Annotated in this window: 18 protein-coding genes and 2 pseudogenes; 5 read left to right on the top strand and 15 right to left on the bottom strand. The window is 45.2% G+C overall.

The features are described 5' to 3' along the window. Positions 1–82 precede the first annotated feature (82 nt). A complete protein-coding gene (locus C9I98_RS20230; RefSeq protein ID WP_036828069.1) occupies positions 83–1,084 on the top strand; it encodes a GlxA family transcriptional regulator in 1,002 nt (333 codons plus the stop codon). Positions 1,085–1,093: 9 nt separating this feature from the next. Here the strand turns inward: C9I98_RS20230 and C9I98_RS20225 are convergent, their stop codons facing one another. The 3 genes from C9I98_RS20225 to C9I98_RS20215 form a co-directional block, all read right to left on the bottom strand. Beyond that, the gene (locus C9I98_RS20225; protein ID WP_036828070.1) at positions 1,094–1,714 is read right to left on the bottom strand and encodes a LysE family translocator; all 621 of its coding nucleotides are present in this window, start codon (positions 1,712–1,714) and stop codon (positions 1,094–1,096) included. 77 nt (positions 1,715–1,791) lie between these two features. Continuing rightward, complete coding sequence (locus C9I98_RS20220; RefSeq protein ID WP_036819042.1) at positions 1,792–2,739, bottom strand: LysR family transcriptional regulator; 948 nt, start codon at positions 2,737–2,739, stop codon at positions 1,792–1,794. Between the two features lie 22 nt (positions 2,740–2,761). Then, positions 2,762–3,139, bottom strand: a complete 378-nt coding sequence (locus tag C9I98_RS20215; RefSeq protein WP_036819040.1) for a winged helix-turn-helix transcriptional regulator — start codon at positions 3,137–3,139, stop codon at positions 2,762–2,764. A 129-nt stretch (positions 3,140–3,268) separates the two neighbouring features. Here C9I98_RS20215 and nfsB point away from each other — a divergent pair, with 129 nt between their 5' ends. Further along, complete coding sequence (gene nfsB, locus C9I98_RS20210) at positions 3,269–3,922, top strand: oxygen-insensitive NAD(P)H nitroreductase (protein ID WP_036819046.1); 654 nt, start codon at positions 3,269–3,271, stop codon at positions 3,920–3,922. A gap of 65 nt (positions 3,923–3,987) precedes the next feature. On the opposite strand, the gene C9I98_RS20205 is transcribed toward nfsB, so the two are convergent. From C9I98_RS20205 to C9I98_RS20195, 3 genes and pseudogenes are all read right to left on the bottom strand, one after another. Then, entirely contained in the window at positions 3,988–4,515 is a 528-nt protein-coding gene (locus C9I98_RS20205) for a GNAT family N-acetyltransferase (RefSeq protein ID WP_036819037.1), read from the bottom strand. Between the two features lie 109 nt (positions 4,516–4,624). After that, positions 4,625–7,711 (bottom strand): annotated as a pseudogene (locus C9I98_RS20200) (efflux RND transporter permease subunit). Between the two features lie 2 nt (positions 7,712–7,713). After that, positions 7,714–8,892: an efflux RND transporter periplasmic adaptor subunit gene (locus tag C9I98_RS20195; protein WP_245907208.1), complete on the bottom strand. Its 1,179-nt coding sequence runs from the start codon at positions 8,890–8,892 to the stop codon at positions 7,714–7,716. Between the two features lie 352 nt (positions 8,893–9,244). On the opposite strand from C9I98_RS20195, the gene C9I98_RS20190 reads away from it, so the two are divergent. Beyond that, positions 9,245–9,970, top strand: coding sequence for a TetR/AcrR family transcriptional regulator (locus tag C9I98_RS20190; protein WP_036830770.1), 726 nt, complete (start codon positions 9,245–9,247; stop codon positions 9,968–9,970). Positions 9,971–10,035: 65 nt separating this feature from the next. On the opposite strand, the gene C9I98_RS20185 is transcribed toward C9I98_RS20190, so the two are convergent. The 5 genes from C9I98_RS20185 to pdxR all read right to left on the bottom strand — a co-directional run bounded on the left by C9I98_RS20185 (position 10,036) and on the right by pdxR (position 14,618). Beyond that, positions 10,036–10,734: a response regulator gene (locus C9I98_RS20185; RefSeq protein ID WP_036830772.1), complete on the bottom strand. Its 699-nt coding sequence runs from the start codon at positions 10,732–10,734 to the stop codon at positions 10,036–10,038. A gap of 1 nt (position 10,735) precedes the next feature. After that, positions 10,736–12,316: an ATP-binding protein gene (locus C9I98_RS20180; protein ID WP_107272411.1), complete on the bottom strand. Its 1,581-nt coding sequence runs from the start codon at positions 12,314–12,316 to the stop codon at positions 10,736–10,738. Positions 12,317–12,407: 91 nt separating this feature from the next. Further along, on the bottom strand, positions 12,408–12,584 hold the full coding sequence (locus C9I98_RS26590) for a hypothetical protein (RefSeq protein ID WP_158262703.1): 177 nt from the start codon (positions 12,582–12,584) through the stop codon (positions 12,408–12,410). Positions 12,585–12,679: 95 nt separating this feature from the next. After that, positions 12,680–12,841 carry a hypothetical protein gene (locus tag C9I98_RS26585; RefSeq protein WP_158262702.1) on the bottom strand — a complete coding sequence of 54 codons (162 nt, stop codon included), beginning with the start codon at positions 12,839–12,841 and terminating at the stop codon, positions 12,680–12,682. Between the two features lie 343 nt (positions 12,842–13,184). Continuing rightward, entirely contained in the window at positions 13,185–14,618 is a 1,434-nt protein-coding gene (pdxR, locus tag C9I98_RS20175; protein WP_036832216.1) for a MocR-like pyridoxine biosynthesis transcription factor PdxR, read from the bottom strand. A gap of 94 nt (positions 14,619–14,712) precedes the next feature. Here pdxR and C9I98_RS20170 point away from each other — a divergent pair, with 94 nt between their 5' ends. Then, entirely contained in the window at positions 14,713–15,372 is a 660-nt protein-coding gene (locus C9I98_RS20170; protein ID WP_036832214.1) for a pyridoxamine 5'-phosphate oxidase family protein, read from the top strand. A gap of 82 nt (positions 15,373–15,454) precedes the next feature. Here the strand turns inward: C9I98_RS20170 and C9I98_RS20165 are convergent. Next, positions 15,455–15,667: pseudogene (locus C9I98_RS20165) on the bottom strand (alternative ribosome-rescue factor A); the annotation flags it as partial. Between the two features lie 26 nt (positions 15,668–15,693). Continuing rightward, positions 15,694–16,812 carry a serine hydrolase domain-containing protein gene (locus C9I98_RS20160; protein ID WP_245907207.1) on the bottom strand — a complete coding sequence of 373 codons (1,119 nt, stop codon included), beginning with the start codon at positions 16,810–16,812 and terminating at the stop codon, positions 15,694–15,696. A 555-nt stretch (positions 16,813–17,367) separates the two neighbouring features. On the opposite strand from C9I98_RS20160, the gene C9I98_RS20155 reads away from it, so the two are divergent. Continuing rightward, on the top strand, positions 17,368–18,105 hold the full coding sequence (locus C9I98_RS20155; RefSeq protein ID WP_036832209.1) for a MaoC family dehydratase: 738 nt from the start codon (positions 17,368–17,370) through the stop codon (positions 18,103–18,105). A 106-nt stretch (positions 18,106–18,211) separates the two neighbouring features. Here C9I98_RS20155 and C9I98_RS20150 read toward each other — a convergent pair whose 3' ends face one another. After that, positions 18,212–18,865, bottom strand: a complete 654-nt coding sequence (locus C9I98_RS20150; RefSeq protein ID WP_036832206.1) for a DapH/DapD/GlmU-related protein — start codon at positions 18,863–18,865, stop codon at positions 18,212–18,214. Continuing rightward, positions 18,865–19,629, bottom strand: a complete 765-nt coding sequence (gene phnP, locus C9I98_RS20145) for a phosphonate metabolism protein PhnP (RefSeq protein WP_036832203.1) — start codon at positions 19,627–19,629, stop codon at positions 18,865–18,867. Before phnP ends, C9I98_RS20150 begins: the two co-directional genes overlap by 1 nt. Positions 19,630–19,642 lie beyond the last annotated feature (13 nt).

The following is a 19,642-nucleotide window of genomic DNA, read 5'->3' as shown; positions in this document are numbered from 1 at the left end:
AAATTAACTTGGTGTTACGTAGAATAATTAAGGTAATATTTAGACATTAATTATTACCATGTTTTCGAAGGCAAATTTTCTCATGAGCCAGCATCCCGCCCCAAATTCTGAAGTGAAGCTCGTCGATGTGAGGTTCTTACTGCTGCCTCTACCTGAGTTCAACATGCTGCCCTTCGGCGGCTTTCTCGATAAGCTTCGATTTTCTGCAGATGAAGAAGATTACAGTCAACAACGCTACTGCCAGTGGACTGTTGCAGGTTTGGGGGCAGGAACCATTACCTCTAGTAGTGGGATAACCATTGAGGCTCAGCATTCGCTAGCAGAAGTTAACTTTGCTGAATTTGATTACTTAATTGTGTTTGGTGGACGCAGTGCCCAAGCCAGCATGCAGCTTGCGCCTGACTATCAACCCTTACTTCGCAAAGCGGCTAAGCAAGGGATCATCTTGGTCAGCATCGACAATGCGTGCTTCATGCTGGCGGCAGCTGGCTTACTTAACGGAAAGAAAACAGCGGTACATTGGCGGCATGAACAAGAGTTCAACAGTGCTTTTCCGCACATTCCAACCATCACGGAACAACTGTATTGCATTGATGGCAAGCGGATCAGCTGTGCCGGCGGTGCCGCTGCCATTGAATTGGCGATTGAGTTGCTTTCCCGCCACAGCGGAAGAACGCGAGCCTTAAAAGGGCTAGCCGATATGCTGGTCGATGAGGCAAGACAGCAGCACCATCACCTTAAATCGCTCCAAGATGATAGCCAATCCGGTGCCTTCGTTGGTCGTCATGTCAAACGCGCCATCGCGATCATGCGACAGCAATTATCACTAAAGATTTCGGTGGAAGATGTTTCCGCACAACTTGGAATCAGCAGACGTCAGCTAGATAGATTATTCACGGAAGGCTATCAGATGACGGCCAAAGATTATTGGCTCATGATGAAGATGAATCACGCCAAGTGGCGCATCTCCAACTCCACCATGAGCTTACAGCTTATCGCAGAAGAAGTGGGGGTTTCCGATGTCAGCTATTTCTGCAAAGTGTTCAAGCGCCACTTTGGCATCACACCGGGTTCGCTGCGGTAGTGTTTAGCCCTAGCTAAGCAATAACCAAATCGCGACACCAAACATTAAGCTGCCGGCTATACGGTTCATGGTTTTCACGTTTTGCTGGTTCATTAACAGCGCTCGAAGCGCCTTGCCGCCACTGGCGTAAAGGCACATGCAGACAAACTCTGACATCATGATGATCCCCACCAGCACAGACAGCTGAGGCACCAACGATGTTTCTGGGTTGATGAATGGCGGCAACAGCGAAATCATAAACGCCCACCCTTTCGGGTTGGCTATGGCGGTAATAAACCCTTGCGACAACAAGCCGTAGTTTGAAGATTGCGTGGTCTGGAGATTATCGTCAGTGATCGCCATCTTACCGCGCGATTGCCACATCTGGTATCCCAGATAGGCCAAGTACATTGCGCCAACGGTCTTGAAGGCCACAAACAACCACGGCAATTTCAGCATAATAGCGGCAATACCAAGCACAGCACTGATTGCGACAAGGGCAACACCAAATACTTCACCCAGCATCATCCACAATGTACGACGAAACCCGACACTCATCCCAAGGCCAAGCGCCAACGTCATACACATACCAGGGGTTATCGACACGAAAAAGAATGTTGGTATGAACACCAACAAGATACCTAGCTCCAAGCTGTTCTCCTAATCACTGTTTTGCTAACCCAATATCCTTTGGGTTTTCTTATTATTAATGTCTACTACGTTATAAATCATTTATAACATTGCTGGTAGTTTGGAATATGGTTAAGCCAAATAGGCGGGTCACCAATATCTTCTTGCACAGCCTTGATAAACTCACGCATTAACGGGGTTTGCTTGCGGTTGGGGTAAAGCGCATAGATACCTGTTTCCATGGTTGAAAGCACATGGTCAGTCAATAATGGAACCAAACCAAGCTCATCAGCTGATTGCTTGAGATAAAACAAATCAAACAAGCTGTAGCCTACACCGTCTTTGACAGCATCCACCACCGCCCTGACATCGGTGACTTTATAGTTTCCCTGCATCCTATAGGTTTTAAGTTCATTGCCATTAGGGCCAGTACTCAATCTAAGCTGATCAAGGGTGAAGTCACCGTTGGTATAAATCACGGCTGGCAGCGCAATCAGCTCCTCTGGCGTTTTAGGGTTACCATATCGTTCAATGAACTCTTTAGAAGCAATGATGGCGAAGTTGGTTTTGGCGATTCGCTTGGCAATCAGGTTAGACTCCGCCAACTTGCTAATACGAAAAGCCACGTCGAACTGATCGCCAATGATGTCGGCCATTCTATCATTAAGTGACAGCGTCACCTTAACCTTGGGGTATTTCTTCATAAACCGAGAAATGACCGGCTGTAGGTATTCTTGGCCAAAATATACCGGCGAGGTGATCCTTAGCGTCCCGGTCGGCTCTGCCTGATAGGAATCAGCTATATTCTGGATTTGGTTTACCGTATCAAGCAATACCTGCGTCTGTTCTAAGATCTCTTCCCCGGCGGAAGTTAATGAGAACGAACGCGTTGAACGATTGAGCAACTGGACACCCAAGGTAGCTTCAAGCTTTTTGATTTGTTTGGATAACGAAGAATTATCCATATTGTGCAACGCCGCTGCTTTAGAGAAAGAACCTTGCTGCACCACATCATGAAACAGTGATAGCTGGTTAGTAATCGACATTTATCATTCCTACTCAATCAAGCTATTCAGTTTCGCAGATGGCAGACTCAGCTTGCTTCTCGCGCAACCTTGGCAAAGCATGCTCTTCACCCCAATCTTTTAGGGCTAGCAATATCGGCTCTAGGGAGCGGCCTGTATCGGTAAGGCTATATTCCACTTTTGGCGGTACTTCTGCATACACCTCGCGATGCACTAAGCCATAGCCTTCTAATTCCCTAAGCTGCTTGGTCAACATACGTTGCGTCAGGGCGCCCACGCGGCGCTTCAGCTCGTTAAATCGCAATGTCCCTTCCAGCAAATGGTAAAGAATCATCCCCTTCCCTTTGCCACTGAACAACTCTAGCGTTGCTTCCACCGGGCAACCTTCACGGGCATAGGTCTTATATCGACTTTGTTTCATAGTATCCTTTTTGTACCTATGTACCCAAAATGTGCGTACTTGTTATTTAAGGTTGTAGCTCTATTATATAACCACGTTACATAGGTATATGTACAAACAAAACACAACATTTAGCCGGAGATGCTAGTCATGAACCTTACCGATATCGCTCAAACCCGCTATTCGACCAAAGAGTTTGATGCAGATAAAACGATCCCTGCCGACACATTCGAACAAATTCAAGATCTACTACGTTTTAGCCCGTCTAGCGTTAACTCTCAGCCTTGGCACTTCATCATTGCGGATTCTAAAGAAGGCCGTGAACGCATTAGCACAGGCACACAAGGGCTATTTGCCTTCAACGAAGGTAAGGTACTGAACGCTTCTCACGTGATCGTATTTTGTGCAAAAACAGGTATCGACGAGAGCTACCTAGAGCACATCCTAGAAAAAGAAGATCAGGATGGTCGCTTCGCCGATCCTTCATTCAAGGAAACGGTTCATAAAGGTCGCACCATGTTTGTTAACATGCACCGCTACGATCTGAAAGATGTTCAACACTGGATGGAAAAGCAAGTGTACCTAAACATGGGCACCATTCTTCTTGGCGCTGGCGCACTTGGCGTTGATGCGGTGCCAATTGAAGGGGTTGATACCAAAATCCTTAATGAAGAATTTGGCCTTATCGAGAAAGGCTACACTGCGGTTGCCTTGGTTTCACTAGGCTACCGCAAAGATACCGACTTCAATGCGTCTCTGCCAAAATCTCGCCTAGCGGCTGATGAGATCATCACTAAGATTTAATTAGTGTTTATTAGATAGCAAAAAGCACTTCTGAATATTCAGAAGTGCTTTTTTAATTTATCGTATCAGCCAAACGCTGGGTGATAGGCAACGTCACCCGTTGGAATGCTCTGTTTTGCATCGTCGCAGCTATTTTCGCAAAGCGGCATAACCAAAAAGTACTCAGCAGGTACACCTGGTAGCGTTAAGTTATCATTCGCTTTAAAGCCAAATCGACCGTAATACTCAGGCTCGCCAAGTAAGACAATCCCCTCGGCACCTTGCGTTTTAAGCATCTCAACACCTTCGCGAATAAGCGAGCCACCAATGCCTTCACCTTGGCGTGACGGCGTGACAGAAACAGGGCCTAAACCAAACCACTTCGATGCTTCACCAGCAATAGTGACAGGCGAAAAAGCGATGTGTCCGATAATGCCAGACTCGTCTTCGGCGACTAGCGACAAGCTCAATGCGCCGCCTTCTCGTAAGCGATTAACAATCAAGTGCTCTGTTGGCTTCGCACCCGGCTCATGATGAGGATGATTTTCAAAAGCTTGATATGTCAAAGACTCAATGTATGTACTATCAGACGCTGTTTCTAAACGAATTTTCATATTTTACCTTTCTATTCTTCGTTTCTACTCTAAGTTTCGATAAGGCAAAGATAAACTGTGAAGCCTTAGACAGGTCAACCACAAAAAGTAAAAATCCTAAAGCCAATCGCTACGCCACCTCCTGAATAAGCTCGTCCTCACTTTTGGCGGCCGACTTTTTACTGGGCTTTTTACTGGATTTTTGACTAAAGTCTTCAGCTATCGCTAAATAGACAGCGGGCAACACAAACAAGGTAAATAAGGTACCGATCAGCATACCAGCAACCAAAATGATGCCGATGCTATTACGCGCTTCGGCCCCTGCACCTGTCACCAATATCAATGGGAAGTGGCCCAGCACCGTTGCTGCCGTGGTCATCAAGATTGGCCTTAGTCGAATCTTGGCACCCTGTATCACTGCTTCAATTTTGCTATAGCCTTGATGCTGAAGCTCATTGGCAAACTCTGTAATAAGAATGCCGTTTTTCGCCACAAGTCCTACTAGGGTGATGAAGCCTATTTGGGCATAGATATTGATACTGGTTAAGCCAAGAAACGAGAATGACAACGCCCCAGCCAGCGCCTAAGGTACCGAACCCAACAACACAACCAAGGGAGCACGGAAGCTATTAAATTGTACCGACAACACCATATACACAGCGAACAATGCCACGGCTAGTACCGCAAACAGGCTATTGCCCTCTTGTCTTAACTGACGACTGCTGCCGGCATAGTTGACTTGGTAGTCAGGCGGCAAGATTTCCTGTGCCTTTTGCTCCAATAGCGACAATGCCTGATCTTGCGTAACGCCTGGGACTAGACCACCCAGAATACGAAACGCATTGAGCTGGTTGAATCTCGCGATACTGCGAACACCCACCACCCTCTCCAAGGTTGCTAAGCTGCTAAGTGGCACAAAATCACCAGCGGGTGTTTTAACCTGCAAGTCTAGCAAGGCTTCGCTACTTGAACGTGACGCTGAGTCAACCATAGGGATCACACGATAAGCTTTGCCGTTACTGTCAAACCGAGTGACATCGACTTCCGATACCATCAAGGACACCTGATCAGTCACCGCCTTCGTAGTTAAGCCTAAGTCCATCAACTTCTTGTTATCAAAGTTCAATTTGGCGTGTGGCATATCGATCTTTAAATCAGTGTCGGTAAACATAAACATGCCGCTTTGCTGTGCCGCTTCTAATAACTGGTAGGCGTATTGCTGCATTTGTTCATAGTTATCTTGCGATTGAACAACCATTTCAACATCAAACTGCCCGGCGGTTGGGAGCGGTAACGGCATGGTTGGCAAAACACGAAGACCTGTCACCTCCTTCAGAGTGAAGTAGATGTCTTGCAACACATCAGAAACAGAAAACGAGCGGTCATCAAAAGGTACAAAACTGATCCCACTGAAACCGCCTGACTCTGTGACTGTCTGCCACACCAAATCGATACCGTCCATTTCCAATACAGCGCCAATTGCCTCTTGCATGTATTGGTTACCGTATTCCAAAGAACCACCAGAAGGCGCTTCTGAGATAATAAACAAAGAACTTTGATCTTCTACTGGCGCCAACTCCTTCTGGGAGAACAAGTAAAATGGCACCGTTAGCAACGACAGCACCACTGCCGATGTTAATATCGCCCGACGATGAACAAACATGACACGCATCGCGCCTTCATAACGAAGCGACAAGCGCTCAAATACCTTATTCACTCTTTGAGTAAAACGGCCCTCTTTCCCTTTTTCTGGCGATACATAAGCACTCATGATCGGCGACAGCGTGATTGCCACTACCCCGGAGAACAACACCGCTAATGCCAAGGTAAAAGCAAACTCTTTGAAAAGCGCACCAGACAAACCGCTCACAAAACCAATCGGTACGAATACCAAAGCCAAGGTGATTGTCATAGAGAAGATGGGGCTAAACAGCTCCCTTGAACTGATCAACGCCGCTTCAATGCGCCCTTTACCATTTCTCATATGGCGGGCCACGTTTTCCACAACCACTATCGCGTCATCGACCACTAGGCCAACGGACAACACAATCGCGAGTATCGTTAACAAGTTCAGCGAAAAGCCAGCCAATGACATCGCAGCCACACTGCCCAATATTGAAATTGGAATGGCGACCAGAGGAACGATGGCCGTCCTAAACGAGCCCATCAACAATAGGATCACAATACCAACCAACAGCACTGTTTCAGCCAACGTGGTAAAGATTTCTTTCAGTGCGTCTCGCATGTACACGGTGCCATCGTAACCGATTGTGATCTCGGTACCTTCTGGCAGGCGGCTATTCACACTGGCTAATTGCTTATACAGTGCATCACCTATGGCGATTTCATTGGAGCCGGGCGTTGAGACAATACCGATAAATACAGATTCGTTGAGATCCAATCGCGCGGTATCTGCTCCCCGGTCTTCACCCAGCTCAATGCGGGCAATATCACCAAGATAGACAAAAGTATCGTCATTTTTCTTGATGATTAGGTCACGAAAGTCCTCTGCATTTTGGAATAATGCGTTACTCATTAAGCTAATGTTCTGAGAGGCATTTTCCGCACTGCCCAACGATGCGATAACATTATTGTCGTTTAGCGCTTGGTGCACTTCATGGGCACCAATATTCAAACTCGCCATTTTCAGCGGATCGAGCCAAATACGAATCGCTGGCTTGCGGCCACCCAGGACGTCTGCACTTTGTACTCCCTCAACCGAAGCAAACCAAGGAGTCACTTCCCTTTCAAGAAAGTCTGTTAATGCAGCTCTGTCCATTGTTGCGCTGGCAACATTGAGGTAGAAGCTCGCGCCACTGGGCCTATCAACTCTGGCAACAGAGACACTTGGGTCTTGGGCACCTTCCGGTAGCTCATAGGCTATTTGGCTCAGGCGAGAGTTCAATTCGGCGAGGGCATCGATACTATTTTCATTGAGCTTCAGCCAAGCCGTGACCTTACTGATCCCTGCGGTCGTGGAAGAGTCCACATAATCAACCCCAGGAATACTCATAGCGACTCTTTCAATCGGTTCAGTGATGAAGCCTTTCACCACATCGGCTGATACCCCAACATACTCAGTGGTAACCACCAAAGAAGAACTTTCAATTTGGGGAAATTGCGATATCGGTAGCTTTGATGATGCCATTATCCCTGCGATGGTAATCACCAATGAGATAACAATGGCAATCACTGGTTTCTTTACGAATATATCCATCGTTACTCTCCGGCCAACGCGATTGCTGAAGATTCGGCTTGCTCTTGTTCATTTTGCTCAAGTTTATATTGCCCAGGCTGCTTGGCACGCGTGCGCACTAAAAGGCCGTCGTACAATTTGAATGAGCCAGCCGCTGCGATTAGCTCTCCCCCAGTAACGCCTTGCGATAAAAATCGATAGCCCTCTCTTTCAGCAATCACTTCAACCGGCAGTCTTTGCGCACGGTAAGCTCCTGGCTGATCATCCTGTTCAATTAGCTGCACCACATAATCACCGTATAAATCTTGGTTAACAGACGCCAGCGGTACCTTAAACACAGTTTGATTCGCACTAACCGGAATATTCACTTCCATCGGGGTATTCGGTGTGTATTCCACTTTTTCTCGACTCACTTTTGCCCGATAACGCAAGCTTCTGGTGTTGCTAGCTATTTGGGTATCACGCGCAATAATCTTTGCCGTTTGGTAGCGAGAAAGCCCCAAAGCATCGATATTTCGAACGGCTACATCATCGCCCACAAACATTTCGGGATAAAACTGAGGAACACTAAATTCCACCCACATTGTATCGGTCACGCCAACAAAGCTGGCTAGCATTTGGTTTGCAGTAACAAAATCCCCTTGCTTGAGGTTATGCATCCCCACGACCCCATCAAAAGGTGCGGTTACCGTTTTCTTGTCGATAGTTGTGTTTAGCACATCAATCTCAGATTGAATAACAATGAGATCGGCATAAGCCTGATCGTGTTTTTCTTGGCTGATCGCTTTAGTGCCAAGCAGTTTTTTCGCTCGCATGTAGACAGAACGTGCGTGTTTTTCACGTGCCTTTGCCGACTTCACTCGCGCCAACTCTTCACTGATATCAACCTGAAAAATCAACTGCCCTTTAGCCACCGACTCACCAGATAAAAAAGCCACTTTTGTCACCTTTCCTGAAAGCTCAGAATAAAGCTCAGTTTGTTCCGGCGACAGCGCAGTACCTAATACACTTACGACAGGGATATGTTGAGTTGCTTCAACTACGGTTGGCTCAACAACTTCATAATGCTCTGGAAAGGATTCCGCAAACTCAATGGCCGTTTTTATTTCTGAATATTTGTAATAGGTCAACCCACCAATCAAGCTCACTAAACCGGTAGCCACCAGCAACCATACTGAGTATGAAGACCGACTCTTTTTCATAATTTCACCGTCTTTCTAAAACCAACATTGAGAAGTCCATTACTCGCAATGACTACTCTCAACCAACACAAGAATTGCATTCGAATTATATTCGAATATTATTCGAATCAAGTTAAATGCTAGTTTTGTCGGTTTTCGATGTCAAACTACTCAAGACTAAAATCGGAAGGAAATTGATACCAGAGAATATGAATTATTCTTCAATAACAAGAAGATAATGCATCAAGAATAAAAGTGAAATTATACTTGTTGACTTGTTAAGCAAATTAATAACAGCCAAGCCGTTTAATGTTGACTCATCTGTTTGGATTCATTAGCATCTTTACGAATATCATTCGAATAAAGATACCTTATGCCTGCACCGAAGTACTCTATCGCCGAACAAGAACAGCTAATTTTGGATGCTGCTGCGCAATGCATTCTTGAAAGCTCGCTCATCGACTTCAAAATGTCTGCCATTGCCAAACATGCTGGCCTATCGATGGGATCGGTGTATAAGCATATCCAATCTAAAGAAGACGTTTTAGTTGCCCTTTCGGTTCGCTTGGAACAACGTGCCGCCAATGTGATTGAAGAAGTGCTAGCACTGCCGTTTTCACTTCCAACAAAAATTGTCGCCATCAACCTTGTTTCTCAAGAAGCCATGTATTTGTACCCTTTTGGCTACCAGCTTATGACCTTGCTTAACAGCAAAGACTTACTGGCAAAAGCTTCTGAGAAGTGGCTGAGTAAGCTAAATGGCGTTTCTAACGATATCCACCACTGTTTTGAAGGTGCGCTAAAACAAGCCGTTATCGATAACGAGTTGTTGTGCGCCGCTGACGAAGAAGAAGCCCTGATCCGAGAATTTATGCTTTTGCAGTGGGCGATTAATGTTGGCTTTCCGCAAATCACCAATCACCATCATGATTCCTACCAAATTGAAGAAGGTACCGACGCTAGCCCAGCACTGCCTCTCGATCACCCTTTGATTAAAGCAACGGTTCGTATGACCAATGGCTACCCTTGGAAAGCGCCCGTCTCTAGCGCAGAACTCACCGAAATTGAAAAGATCCTTCAGCAGCGTGGAATGAGATAAGGCCGGCCATGATTAACAATGGTGTTGATCACCATGACCAGCTTAAGAATATGGGAGTTAATATATCAATACTCCAGCTTATACCCTGCCCCGTATACAGAGTGAATTAGCTCATAATCGGGTTGGACTTCGGTAAACTTCTTGCGCAATTTCTTAATGTGGCTGTCGATTGTTCGCTCGCTGACGATACGGTTATCGCGGTAGATGGCCTCCATTAACTGGCCCCGTGAATACACTCGCCCAGGTGAGGCTGATAGTATATCTAGCATGGCAAACTCTACCGCGGTTAAGTCTAGCTCCCTACCCCGTAACTTGGCTTTATAGCGGGTTTTATCTAGCTGCAGGATGATATCGGGTTCACTATTCGATTCTGCAGATTGGATTAGATTTTCAGGTACTAAGGCATGGCGGCGCAGCACTGCTTTCACCCTCGCGACCACTTCCCTTAAGCTACAAGGCTTGCAGATATAATCATCGGAGCCGATTTCCAAGCCTAGCAGCCTGTCTATTTCATCAATTTTTGCTGTCACCATGATGATCGGGACTTGGGAAAACTGGCGTATTTCCTTACATATCTCGACACCATCTTTGCCGGGCAGCATGCTATCGAGCAATATCAAATCTGGACTATGGGTTTTAACCCACTCCACCACCGATAATCCTTCATAAAGGGCACTGGTTTGAAAGCCTGAGGCTTTCAAATAGTCTTCAGTTAAGGTTGCTAGCTGTATCTCATCCTCTACAACTAAAACATGATCGTTCATATTAAACTTCCTTGCGGATAACCAACTTCATACACACACCACCCATTGAAGAATGCTCTGCAGATAACGTCATGCCATGTGCATCAGCAATGTTATTGCATATCGCCAAACCCAACCCCGCACCGTTATTATTTTGTCTCGTACGAGATCGGTCTGTTCTGTATAGTCGCTCAAAAATCTGTGAAAGTTCACTATCCGATAAGCCTGGCGCAGAGTCACTAAAGGAAATAATGAGTTTATGCTCACCAATCATCTGCGCCCTAATATCCAAACCACCCCCGCTGTCGGTATACTTCAACGAGTTTTTAATTAAGTTTGAAAATAATTGCTGAATTCGGTTTTGATCTAAGTCTATTAACAGATTTCTCATCGATTCAGCCTCTCCTTCATAATAGAGGCCAAAAGTAAGTTGCTTTTCTTCAAAAGCGTCTCGATATAACTCTACACTCTGCTCGAGCATGGATAAGGGTGATGCCTTGATTTTATTGTAGCTTAAAGCACCAATATCACTTAAAGAGAGTTCATAAAGATCATTAACTAAATGCGAAAGATGTATCACGTTGTAGTGTAATGATTTTATTGTTGCATCACTATTTTCACGCACACCATCTTGAACCGCTTCTACTTCTGCTTGCATTATTGCCAGCGGGTTTCTTAATTCATGGGAAATATCAGCAATCCATTGCTGGCGGGCTTTTTCATTTTGCTCCAACACTTTGGCCAAATGATTAATATCACATGCTAAATGACCGAGTTCATCACGCCGTTTGATAGGAAGTCGCGTTTTATATGTACCTAAGGTTAACTGACGAACACTTGAATTAAATGACTCTATTGTTTTTATTAACCCATGCGCCCAAGGGTATGCCATTGCTAATGTCACTCCACAAGATATGACCCAAATCCATAATAAACTACCGTTAAAGTCTTGAACGAATTGTACTTCTGTCGCTTCTAATAGCTTTTGGTGTGGAGTATGGCCTAAATAAGCAATGACCTTGTTATTTGAGTATATCGGGTACAATATTTCATTAGGATGGTGATGAGCACCGATGATATGATTTTTATCGCCGTCTAGTAGCATTAAACGATGCTCAAATGCTGATGAATCCCCTCTAGGAGGGCGATGATAATCGGTATCAAAACTCACGTTAGCAAAGTAGCTTTCGCTTTCCCTTCCTGGCATGAAGGGTCGCATAGACATCATGGTATAGTGATATAGGTTATCCCCCCTAAGTGCACTGTGTTCTTTAAAATTTGAACTTAACGGTGATTCAGGCCGTTGCCAGTGTTCAGCGCCTTCAGGCAATGTGGAATTAACTAGTCGTGGCCACCAATTATATGGATTACTACCGCTTTCTAAATAGGCCGGTAAATACTTTTCCAACTGAACAGTTAGCTTTTCAACGCGCGCTTGCTCTTCACTGTTTACATAGCGCAGAAAACCTTCTTTCATCGTTATTTTAGTTAACATGATAAGCGTTATTGAACCTACCAATGTTGTCGCCACTATCATTAAAATAGCCCGAAAGCGGATATGGTTTTGTATCGCCAATATTAAGGAACGAATCATAGCATCCATTTCATGACTCTCAACAACCAATCAAATTGTTCTAATTATAATAGACAGAGCTCAACAATTAGACACTGTTTATATGTGGTTATTAAGATGGTTAATAAAATATAAAGTAAGTTTGCTTTTTCATCTTTCTTAAACTAACAGCTTCTTTTGCCGCAACGATAACTAACAGCGCAAAACCAATTATAAATAAGCCAGTTATGGCTTTTTCTTTCAATAGCAGTGAAATTAGCACACAAAAAAGAGATAGTATTAATGCGAGGTACTTCATGTTTTCATCCTTGACTGCAATTAGTATCAAAAGAAACTAATTAGGTTGGCTAATTTTCTGGCTGAACCACTCTTCACTATTAAGTGCCTTCAGATTCAATGTAGATCTTTTTTTTGATTGGTGACAGAATCAATAATAAAGCCAAAAATAATCGTAAAATAGCCTATTAATGAGAAGGTAATCATTAATATGTCTGCAAGTTCTACAGCAAGGTAAATGCTGAAAAATGATACCAATAAGGCAATATACTTTGTCATAACGATTCCCTGTTAATCTACACACTCTTCTATATGGAATTTTCCAAGCAGCTTACAGCTGATCATTTTTCCGAGACTATCGAAACACTCACAATCTGGAATGATTTCAGGCACCTTCACCGTTACGGCACGGTATGAGCGGCTTTCAAGTTTTTGCCTGTTTTCATTTTGGCATCCACATAGGACGAATAAACAAATACAACCTATCAACTTCAATAACATCACTCTGCCTCGTGTTGTTTAGTTGAATTAATGATACGAGTTGAATATGGAAGGAATTGGGAGAAAATGTGCAAACATTAAGGACAGAGTATGCCGTAACAGCTTAAACATGCTTCGGTAGCTATTTTTTCTTGGCATGAAACAGCATGGCAAGCGAACTTATAAGGCTGTCGATGTCGCCAAGCGCGACGTTGCCATAACCAAGCACTACACTGTGCCACGACCTTACATTCTCATTATGCAGGTGCTCATAATAAGCCAACGGCCGCATGATAATGCCCGCTTCTTTGGCTCGGGAGACCCACGTTTGTTCATCGATCCCCTGCTGCCATTTAAGTGTGACATGCAGCCCAGCTGGTTGGCTGATAACCTCGACATGCTGACCCAAATAGTACTCAATGGAGCGTACGATCTGCTGATACTTATCTTGATAGAGCCGGCGCATCTTGCGTATGTGGCGTAACAAGTCACCTTCAAGGATAAAATCAGCCAATGCCGCCTGTGTGTGGCCAGGCGTGTCACCCGATAAGGCGTCTTTAATCATCAAGCACGGTTCAACCAAATGCTCAGGCACAACCAAGTAGCCAATCCTTAAACTGTTGAACATCACTTTACTGAACGAGCCTATATACAAAACTTGGCCGTCCATCCCCATCTGGCCAGCTAGACCCTGCAAACTGGTATATGGTCGATGAGCAAACTGAAATTCACTGTCATAATCATCTTCGATGATCCATCGGTTACCTGCCATTGCCCACTCAATGAGCTTTAGCCTCTTTTCTGTGGTTATGGCTGTGCCCATTGGGTATTGATTACTCGGCGTAATATAAACCGCCTGTGATCGGCTTTGCAGAATCGCGTCGATATCGACGCCCTGTTTCTCGTGCACCCTCACCCCCTGTTTGTCCAAACCTAGCAATGCAATGATTTTGTCCATCTGGGTATAACCCGGCTGCTCCATCAGAATGCTATCTGATTGTTTCAATGTTGCCATTACCGCTATGGACAGGGCTTGTTGAGCGCCAGAGGTAATAATGATTCGATTGGAGTTACATACAACCGAACGGCTTGATGCAAGATAATCTGCCAGCCTAATACGAAGCTCTTTACTACCCTGAATATCCTGGCTCCCAAGTAAAGAAGTGAGAGAAGAATGGCATTGTAGCAACCTTTGCCACTTCGCGTGGGGGAACTGAGCCAGATCAGGCACACCCGGTGCAAACGGTGCGTTAACATTCAGGTGTGGTGTCTGCGGTACTTTGCCTGTTGGGGTAATATTGGCGTCGATATACTGCTCTGGTAGCTCAACGGCTACGTAAAAACCAGAACCCAGTCGGCTTTCTATATACCCTTCTGCCGCCAGTTGCTCGTAGGCCGCAATCACAGTGTTACGACTTAAAGACAGCTCTTGCGCCAACTTGCGGGTTGAAGGCAACTTGCCACCATTCGACCATAATCCACTCACTATCTTGCTACGTATGGCATGAAAGAGTTTGCTTTGCCTAGAGCCCTTACCAGGACTCAACGTCAAATCACCCACCTCTATCATCTGCATAACTGGATCCACTATTTATTAAAAACTGGCACTAAAAAACATACCAGTTTGGTTTTAAATTTCAATTATCCGCATGCAAGAACAAGGTAGAACAATGCTTTCCAAGACCAAGCGAACAGAAATTAAGAAAGGTGCCCACAAAGCTGTATTCGACCATGAACAGCTTTATCAGATCATTGATGAGAGCATGGTTGCCCATATAGCCATTATTGAGGAGTCAGGGCCTGTCGTTATTCCAATGCTGGCATGGCGAGTAGACGACAATGTGTATATTCATGGCGCCAACAACAGCCGTCTTCTGCGCAACCTGAAACATGGCGGCCAAACCTGCCTAACCTTCACTTTGTTTGACGGCTGGGTGCTGGCACGCTCTGCCTTTCACCACAGTGCCCATTACCGCTCAGCCGTAGTGTTCGGCCAATTCGAGCAGGTTAATGATAATAGTGAGAAAGACCTATTGCTCAATCACTTCATCGAACAAATTGCGCCAGGCCGAACACAGGATATACGGCTTAGCAATCCCAAAGAGCTCATGGCAACGATGGTGCTGAAACTGCCATTAACCGAAGCTTCTGTAAAAATCAGCAATGGTGAAGTAAACGATGATACCGAAGATCTGGATGTGCCTGCTTGGGCGGGCTATATCCCTTATCAGACCAAAATTGGACCACTGAAAGCTGACGCTGGACTAGCGGATGTGATACCAAAGCCTGATTACAGTACCGCCTACGGTGAAAGGTGGAGTAAGGAGTAAGGAGTAAGGAGTAAGGAGTAAAACTTAAGCAACGAAAAAGTCCTATGCAATAGCAGCTAATACCGTATCGTTAAGCTGCCATTGAATAGGACTCTCGTCCTGCGTGCTTGCCCTTTCTCTGAAAGCTGCCCTTCCCTTTCTTCGCTTTCACCACGCGAGTTCTAAACAACTGGCTCGTTACCGCCGCTTTCAACGCGTTGTCTTTAATCGTTCCACGACCAAGCTCAGTTTCTTGGCTTTGTTGTATGTCGTGCTGCCCAGCTTCGACGAGCTGCAGCTTACGCTTTTTACCCATTTGGATACTCTCTGTTTAAATGATGGCTAACCATAGTGCTCTTGGTAGAGCTTTAAGAAGTGCAACACGATATCACGGGCGACATCGGTTTCACAATTAGTCAGAAAAACAATGCCCGTTTTGGTATCTCGATTAAACAGCATCTCGGTACGAATGCCTTTCACCCAGCCACCATGATGAATAAACCCGGTCATCTTTTTATAATCAAAGGTACGCCAACCCAAGCCATAATACACATTGCTTAATTTTGCTCGGTAGCGATACTGATTGGCCCTTATGTGGGGCTTGTGCATCAGCTCTAAAGACGCTGGCTTTAATACGGTTGGGTTATAGCCAAATTGCGCCAGCATCCATTTGGCTAAGTCCTGAGCGCTGGCGTTCACCCCAGCTGCAGCCGGTACACGGTAGTAATAAGGCGCAGGCTTAACTGGCGCATATCCTGACTTCACCTTTACGTGTGGCACCACCCGATTTTTCTCTGCCTTGAACTGCTCAAGCCCGTACGATGCATGATCCATCTCTAGAGGAATAAACACCTGCTCTTTTACAAAGGTGGGATAATCCATACCCGCTGCGAGTTTAAGCATATCTGCACTTAGGTTATAGACAATGTTCTGGTAGCCATAACAATTACCCGGTTCGCAAACAAACTTCACCCTATCAAGCATCTGCAGGATACGCGAGTATTTCACGTTATCTTCAAGAAGATCTGAATACGCCTGTGGCACAAGCCCAGTGGTATGGGATAGCAAATGCCTTAATGTCACCTCGCTGCCCATTTCAGCATCGCTGAACTCAATATTATCGAGGTACGGCACTACATGGGTATCCCATTCCAGTATGCCTTTATCAACAAGGATAGAGACGGCTGCCGAAGCAAAAGTCTTTGAAATTGACGCCAGAGGAAAGACAGTCGCGGAATTTATCTTCTGGGAGCCCCCTTTTTTGGTCACCCCGTAGCCGCGTAACAAGCGGATGTTACCGTCAATCACAACAGCCAGCGATGCTCCGGGTATGCCCTTTTTAACCGCATTCTTAACGTATTTATCGAGATTCAGTGCGATCTCATCATGCTTGGCGGCTGCACTGAAATTAGAAAATGTCAGCAATAAGACAAAACTAGCTAGCCTAAACCATTTGCTCACAATCGAAACACCTTGATGAACGCCCACAGTAAGCGTAGTTGGTCAGAGGTGGCTTTCTTTTTCTCTCAAATGAGAAACATTATGATTAATGGCTAAGCCAAGTGATAAGTTTAGGTTGGGATGTCTAATAATTTTACCTACATTCAGGAAACAATGCTTATTTTGGACTATGATTAATTTGTTTTAAGGTCGTAAAAAAATAGTGTATTTTTTTGCTACCATCGACTCCGTCTTTATTTGTAAACCGCGAACAGGTGTAAGCTAGAAATAATGAACACGTGTTAGCTGAGATGTCATGGAAATAATAAGATTACGCGAACATGTGTACGCTGAAAAATAGATTCCAGCTGAATAAAGCGTCATTTTTGAGCGCTGGTTAGAATTTTTACACTAAAGGCATGAGTTGCTTAAAACATTGATAGATAAGCGTAAAGCAGTCATGTATAGTTACAAAAATGAGATCCAGCACACGTTTTTGCTTTTCTTATATCAATAAATCATTACAATACATCGTCTTGCTCCGGTTAAGGACAGTATTTAATAAGGTCTTAAGTCATGAAAGTTGTCGATTTTTTAATGCAAAAGCGTGATGGGTTTTCTTTTCATGCGTTTGAGCTTAAAGAGTTAGTCTCACCGTCTCTGCGTGAGCACTGGCATGATTTCGTTAATAAAGCGAATAAATCACAACTAGGTGCACTGATTGATGATAAAAAAGCAGCATCAAACGATGATGTTGTTGTTGAAGTTGCTGAAAAATTTGAAGTAATAGAAAAATCAGCACCTCAAGTTGAAGATGCACCCAAAGCGCCAGCTATCGTAATGAAGCCTGAAGCTGAAGCGCTATACAACGAATTAACAGCGACCCTTGGTGAAGTTATCCATACAGGTAACTGGCTGATGGTTGATCAAGAGCGCATTAACAAGTTTGCTGCCGTTACTGAAGATCACCAGTGGATCCACACCGATCCTGAGCGTGCTGCTGCAGAATCGCCATTCAAAACAACCATTGCGCACGGTTTTCTAACCCTATCATTGCTTTCTGTACTGACAGACAGTGTTGACCCTGAAAACCAAAAGTTCCCTACCGCAAAAATGACGGTCAATATGGGAATGAATCAAGTACGCTTCCCGTACCCAGTTAAAGCTGGTAACCGTGTTCGTGCAACAACCAAGATCCAATCAGTAACACCAATCAAACGCGGCCTTGAAATCGTTCAAGTACTGACTGTTGAGATTGAAGGTGTCCGTCGCCCTGGTTGTGTAGCCGAATCAGTCATTCGCCTTCACTTCTAAGCAAGGTTGCCACTACCAAACAACGAAAGCCAAAGGCACTGCCTTTGGCTTTTTCTTTATCAAAACCTGATACCCGCGCTATCTACTATGTATTCATCGCGACCAATTAAGCAAGCGCCTCAAGCTCTGAGACAAAAACATCAGCATCTTGTTGGAACAAGTGAAGGTTCTCGCTAATTTTCTCGTCAGGCCAATCCCACCAGGCAACAACTTCTAATCGAGGGCCTATTGAAGCGTCCTCAAATCTTGGCCTTAGTACACGAGCTGGGTTGCCAACCACTATCGACCACGGCGGTACATCTTTCGTGACAACACTTCCTGCCCCCACGATTGAGCCATTGCCAATAGTCACTCCCGGCAGAATAATCGCACCATGACCGATCCAAACATCATGGCCGATCAAAACTTTATCCTCCTGCCGCCAAGCAAACACCTCGTCATCCAGATCCGCCGGATTCTCTCCCAGCTGGTACTTGCCAGGCCGATAAGTAAAGTGATGCAGTGTTGGCCGCCACCAAGGATGGTTACTTGGGTTCACCCTGACGCTGGCTGCGATAGAGGTAAACTTACCCACTTCGGTAAACATCAAGTTAGAATCATTCTGAATATAGCTATAATCCCCAACCTCAACATTATTCAGTACACAGCGATCACTAATTTCAACCCAGCGACCCAGTTTCGTATTGTGAAGTTTACTGCTCTCAGACACACTTGGCTCAGCATTGAGTGTCGGCGATAGCGGTTGTGATTTGGTTATCATTAGCTAAATTCCTGTCCATCAGCTGCTAAAAAGAAGCTGTCATCAAAGTGATCGGGATTATCCATTGCCCAGCTTTCTAAATTGTGGCCAATGTGAATCAGTCCCATTTGGGCGACTCGACATTCTTCTTTTAGTTGCTTAGCCAAAACCACATCATTGTGGTTTTGTGGCTGCTCACCGTTATCGCGGTCAACCGGCGGAAAGCTACAATCTATCAGCATAAGGTCGACCGGGTTTGCCACTAACCATTCTTTCACTACTAGAGGTAAATCAGCCGTATCCGTCAAATAAGCAATGCTTCTTTCCCCTAGCTCAAAGCAATAACCGAAGCATGGCTTTGAGTGCAGCATAGGAAGTGGGGTGATCGTAATGCCTTGCCATTGAAAGGGGTCAAAAGCGACTTTTGGCGGCTGAAAATCGAGGATCCCCGGGTGCTTGAACAAATCGTCACACCCATTCGGATCATCGGGCCCATCAACCGGGATCGTCATATTGAGCCCCCACCGAAGGTCGAACAGCGCTTGAACATGGTCCATGTGGTAATGGGTTAATAAAATACGATCAATATCGCCAGCCGGAAACCGAGTCATCAAATCATCGGCATTCGCATCAATCAACAACTGCTTATTGTTGTGGCTCAACACGGCAGATGTTTTGCTACGACGATACTCGGGTTTGAGCCTCGCGCGTTCACAAGCCTGGCAATGACAGCCATACACTGGCAGGTGTCGGGCATTTCCAGTCCCGATTGCCGTCAATTTCATGGTATGTATCCTA

The organism is Photobacterium sanctipauli, from assembly GCF_003026495.1.
In the GTDB taxonomy this organism is placed as follows: Bacteria; Pseudomonadota; Gammaproteobacteria; order Enterobacterales; family Vibrionaceae; genus Photobacterium; species Photobacterium sanctipauli.
The sequence above is the reverse complement of the archived record's forward strand: the minus strand, read 5'-3'. Positions and strand labels throughout refer to the sequence as shown.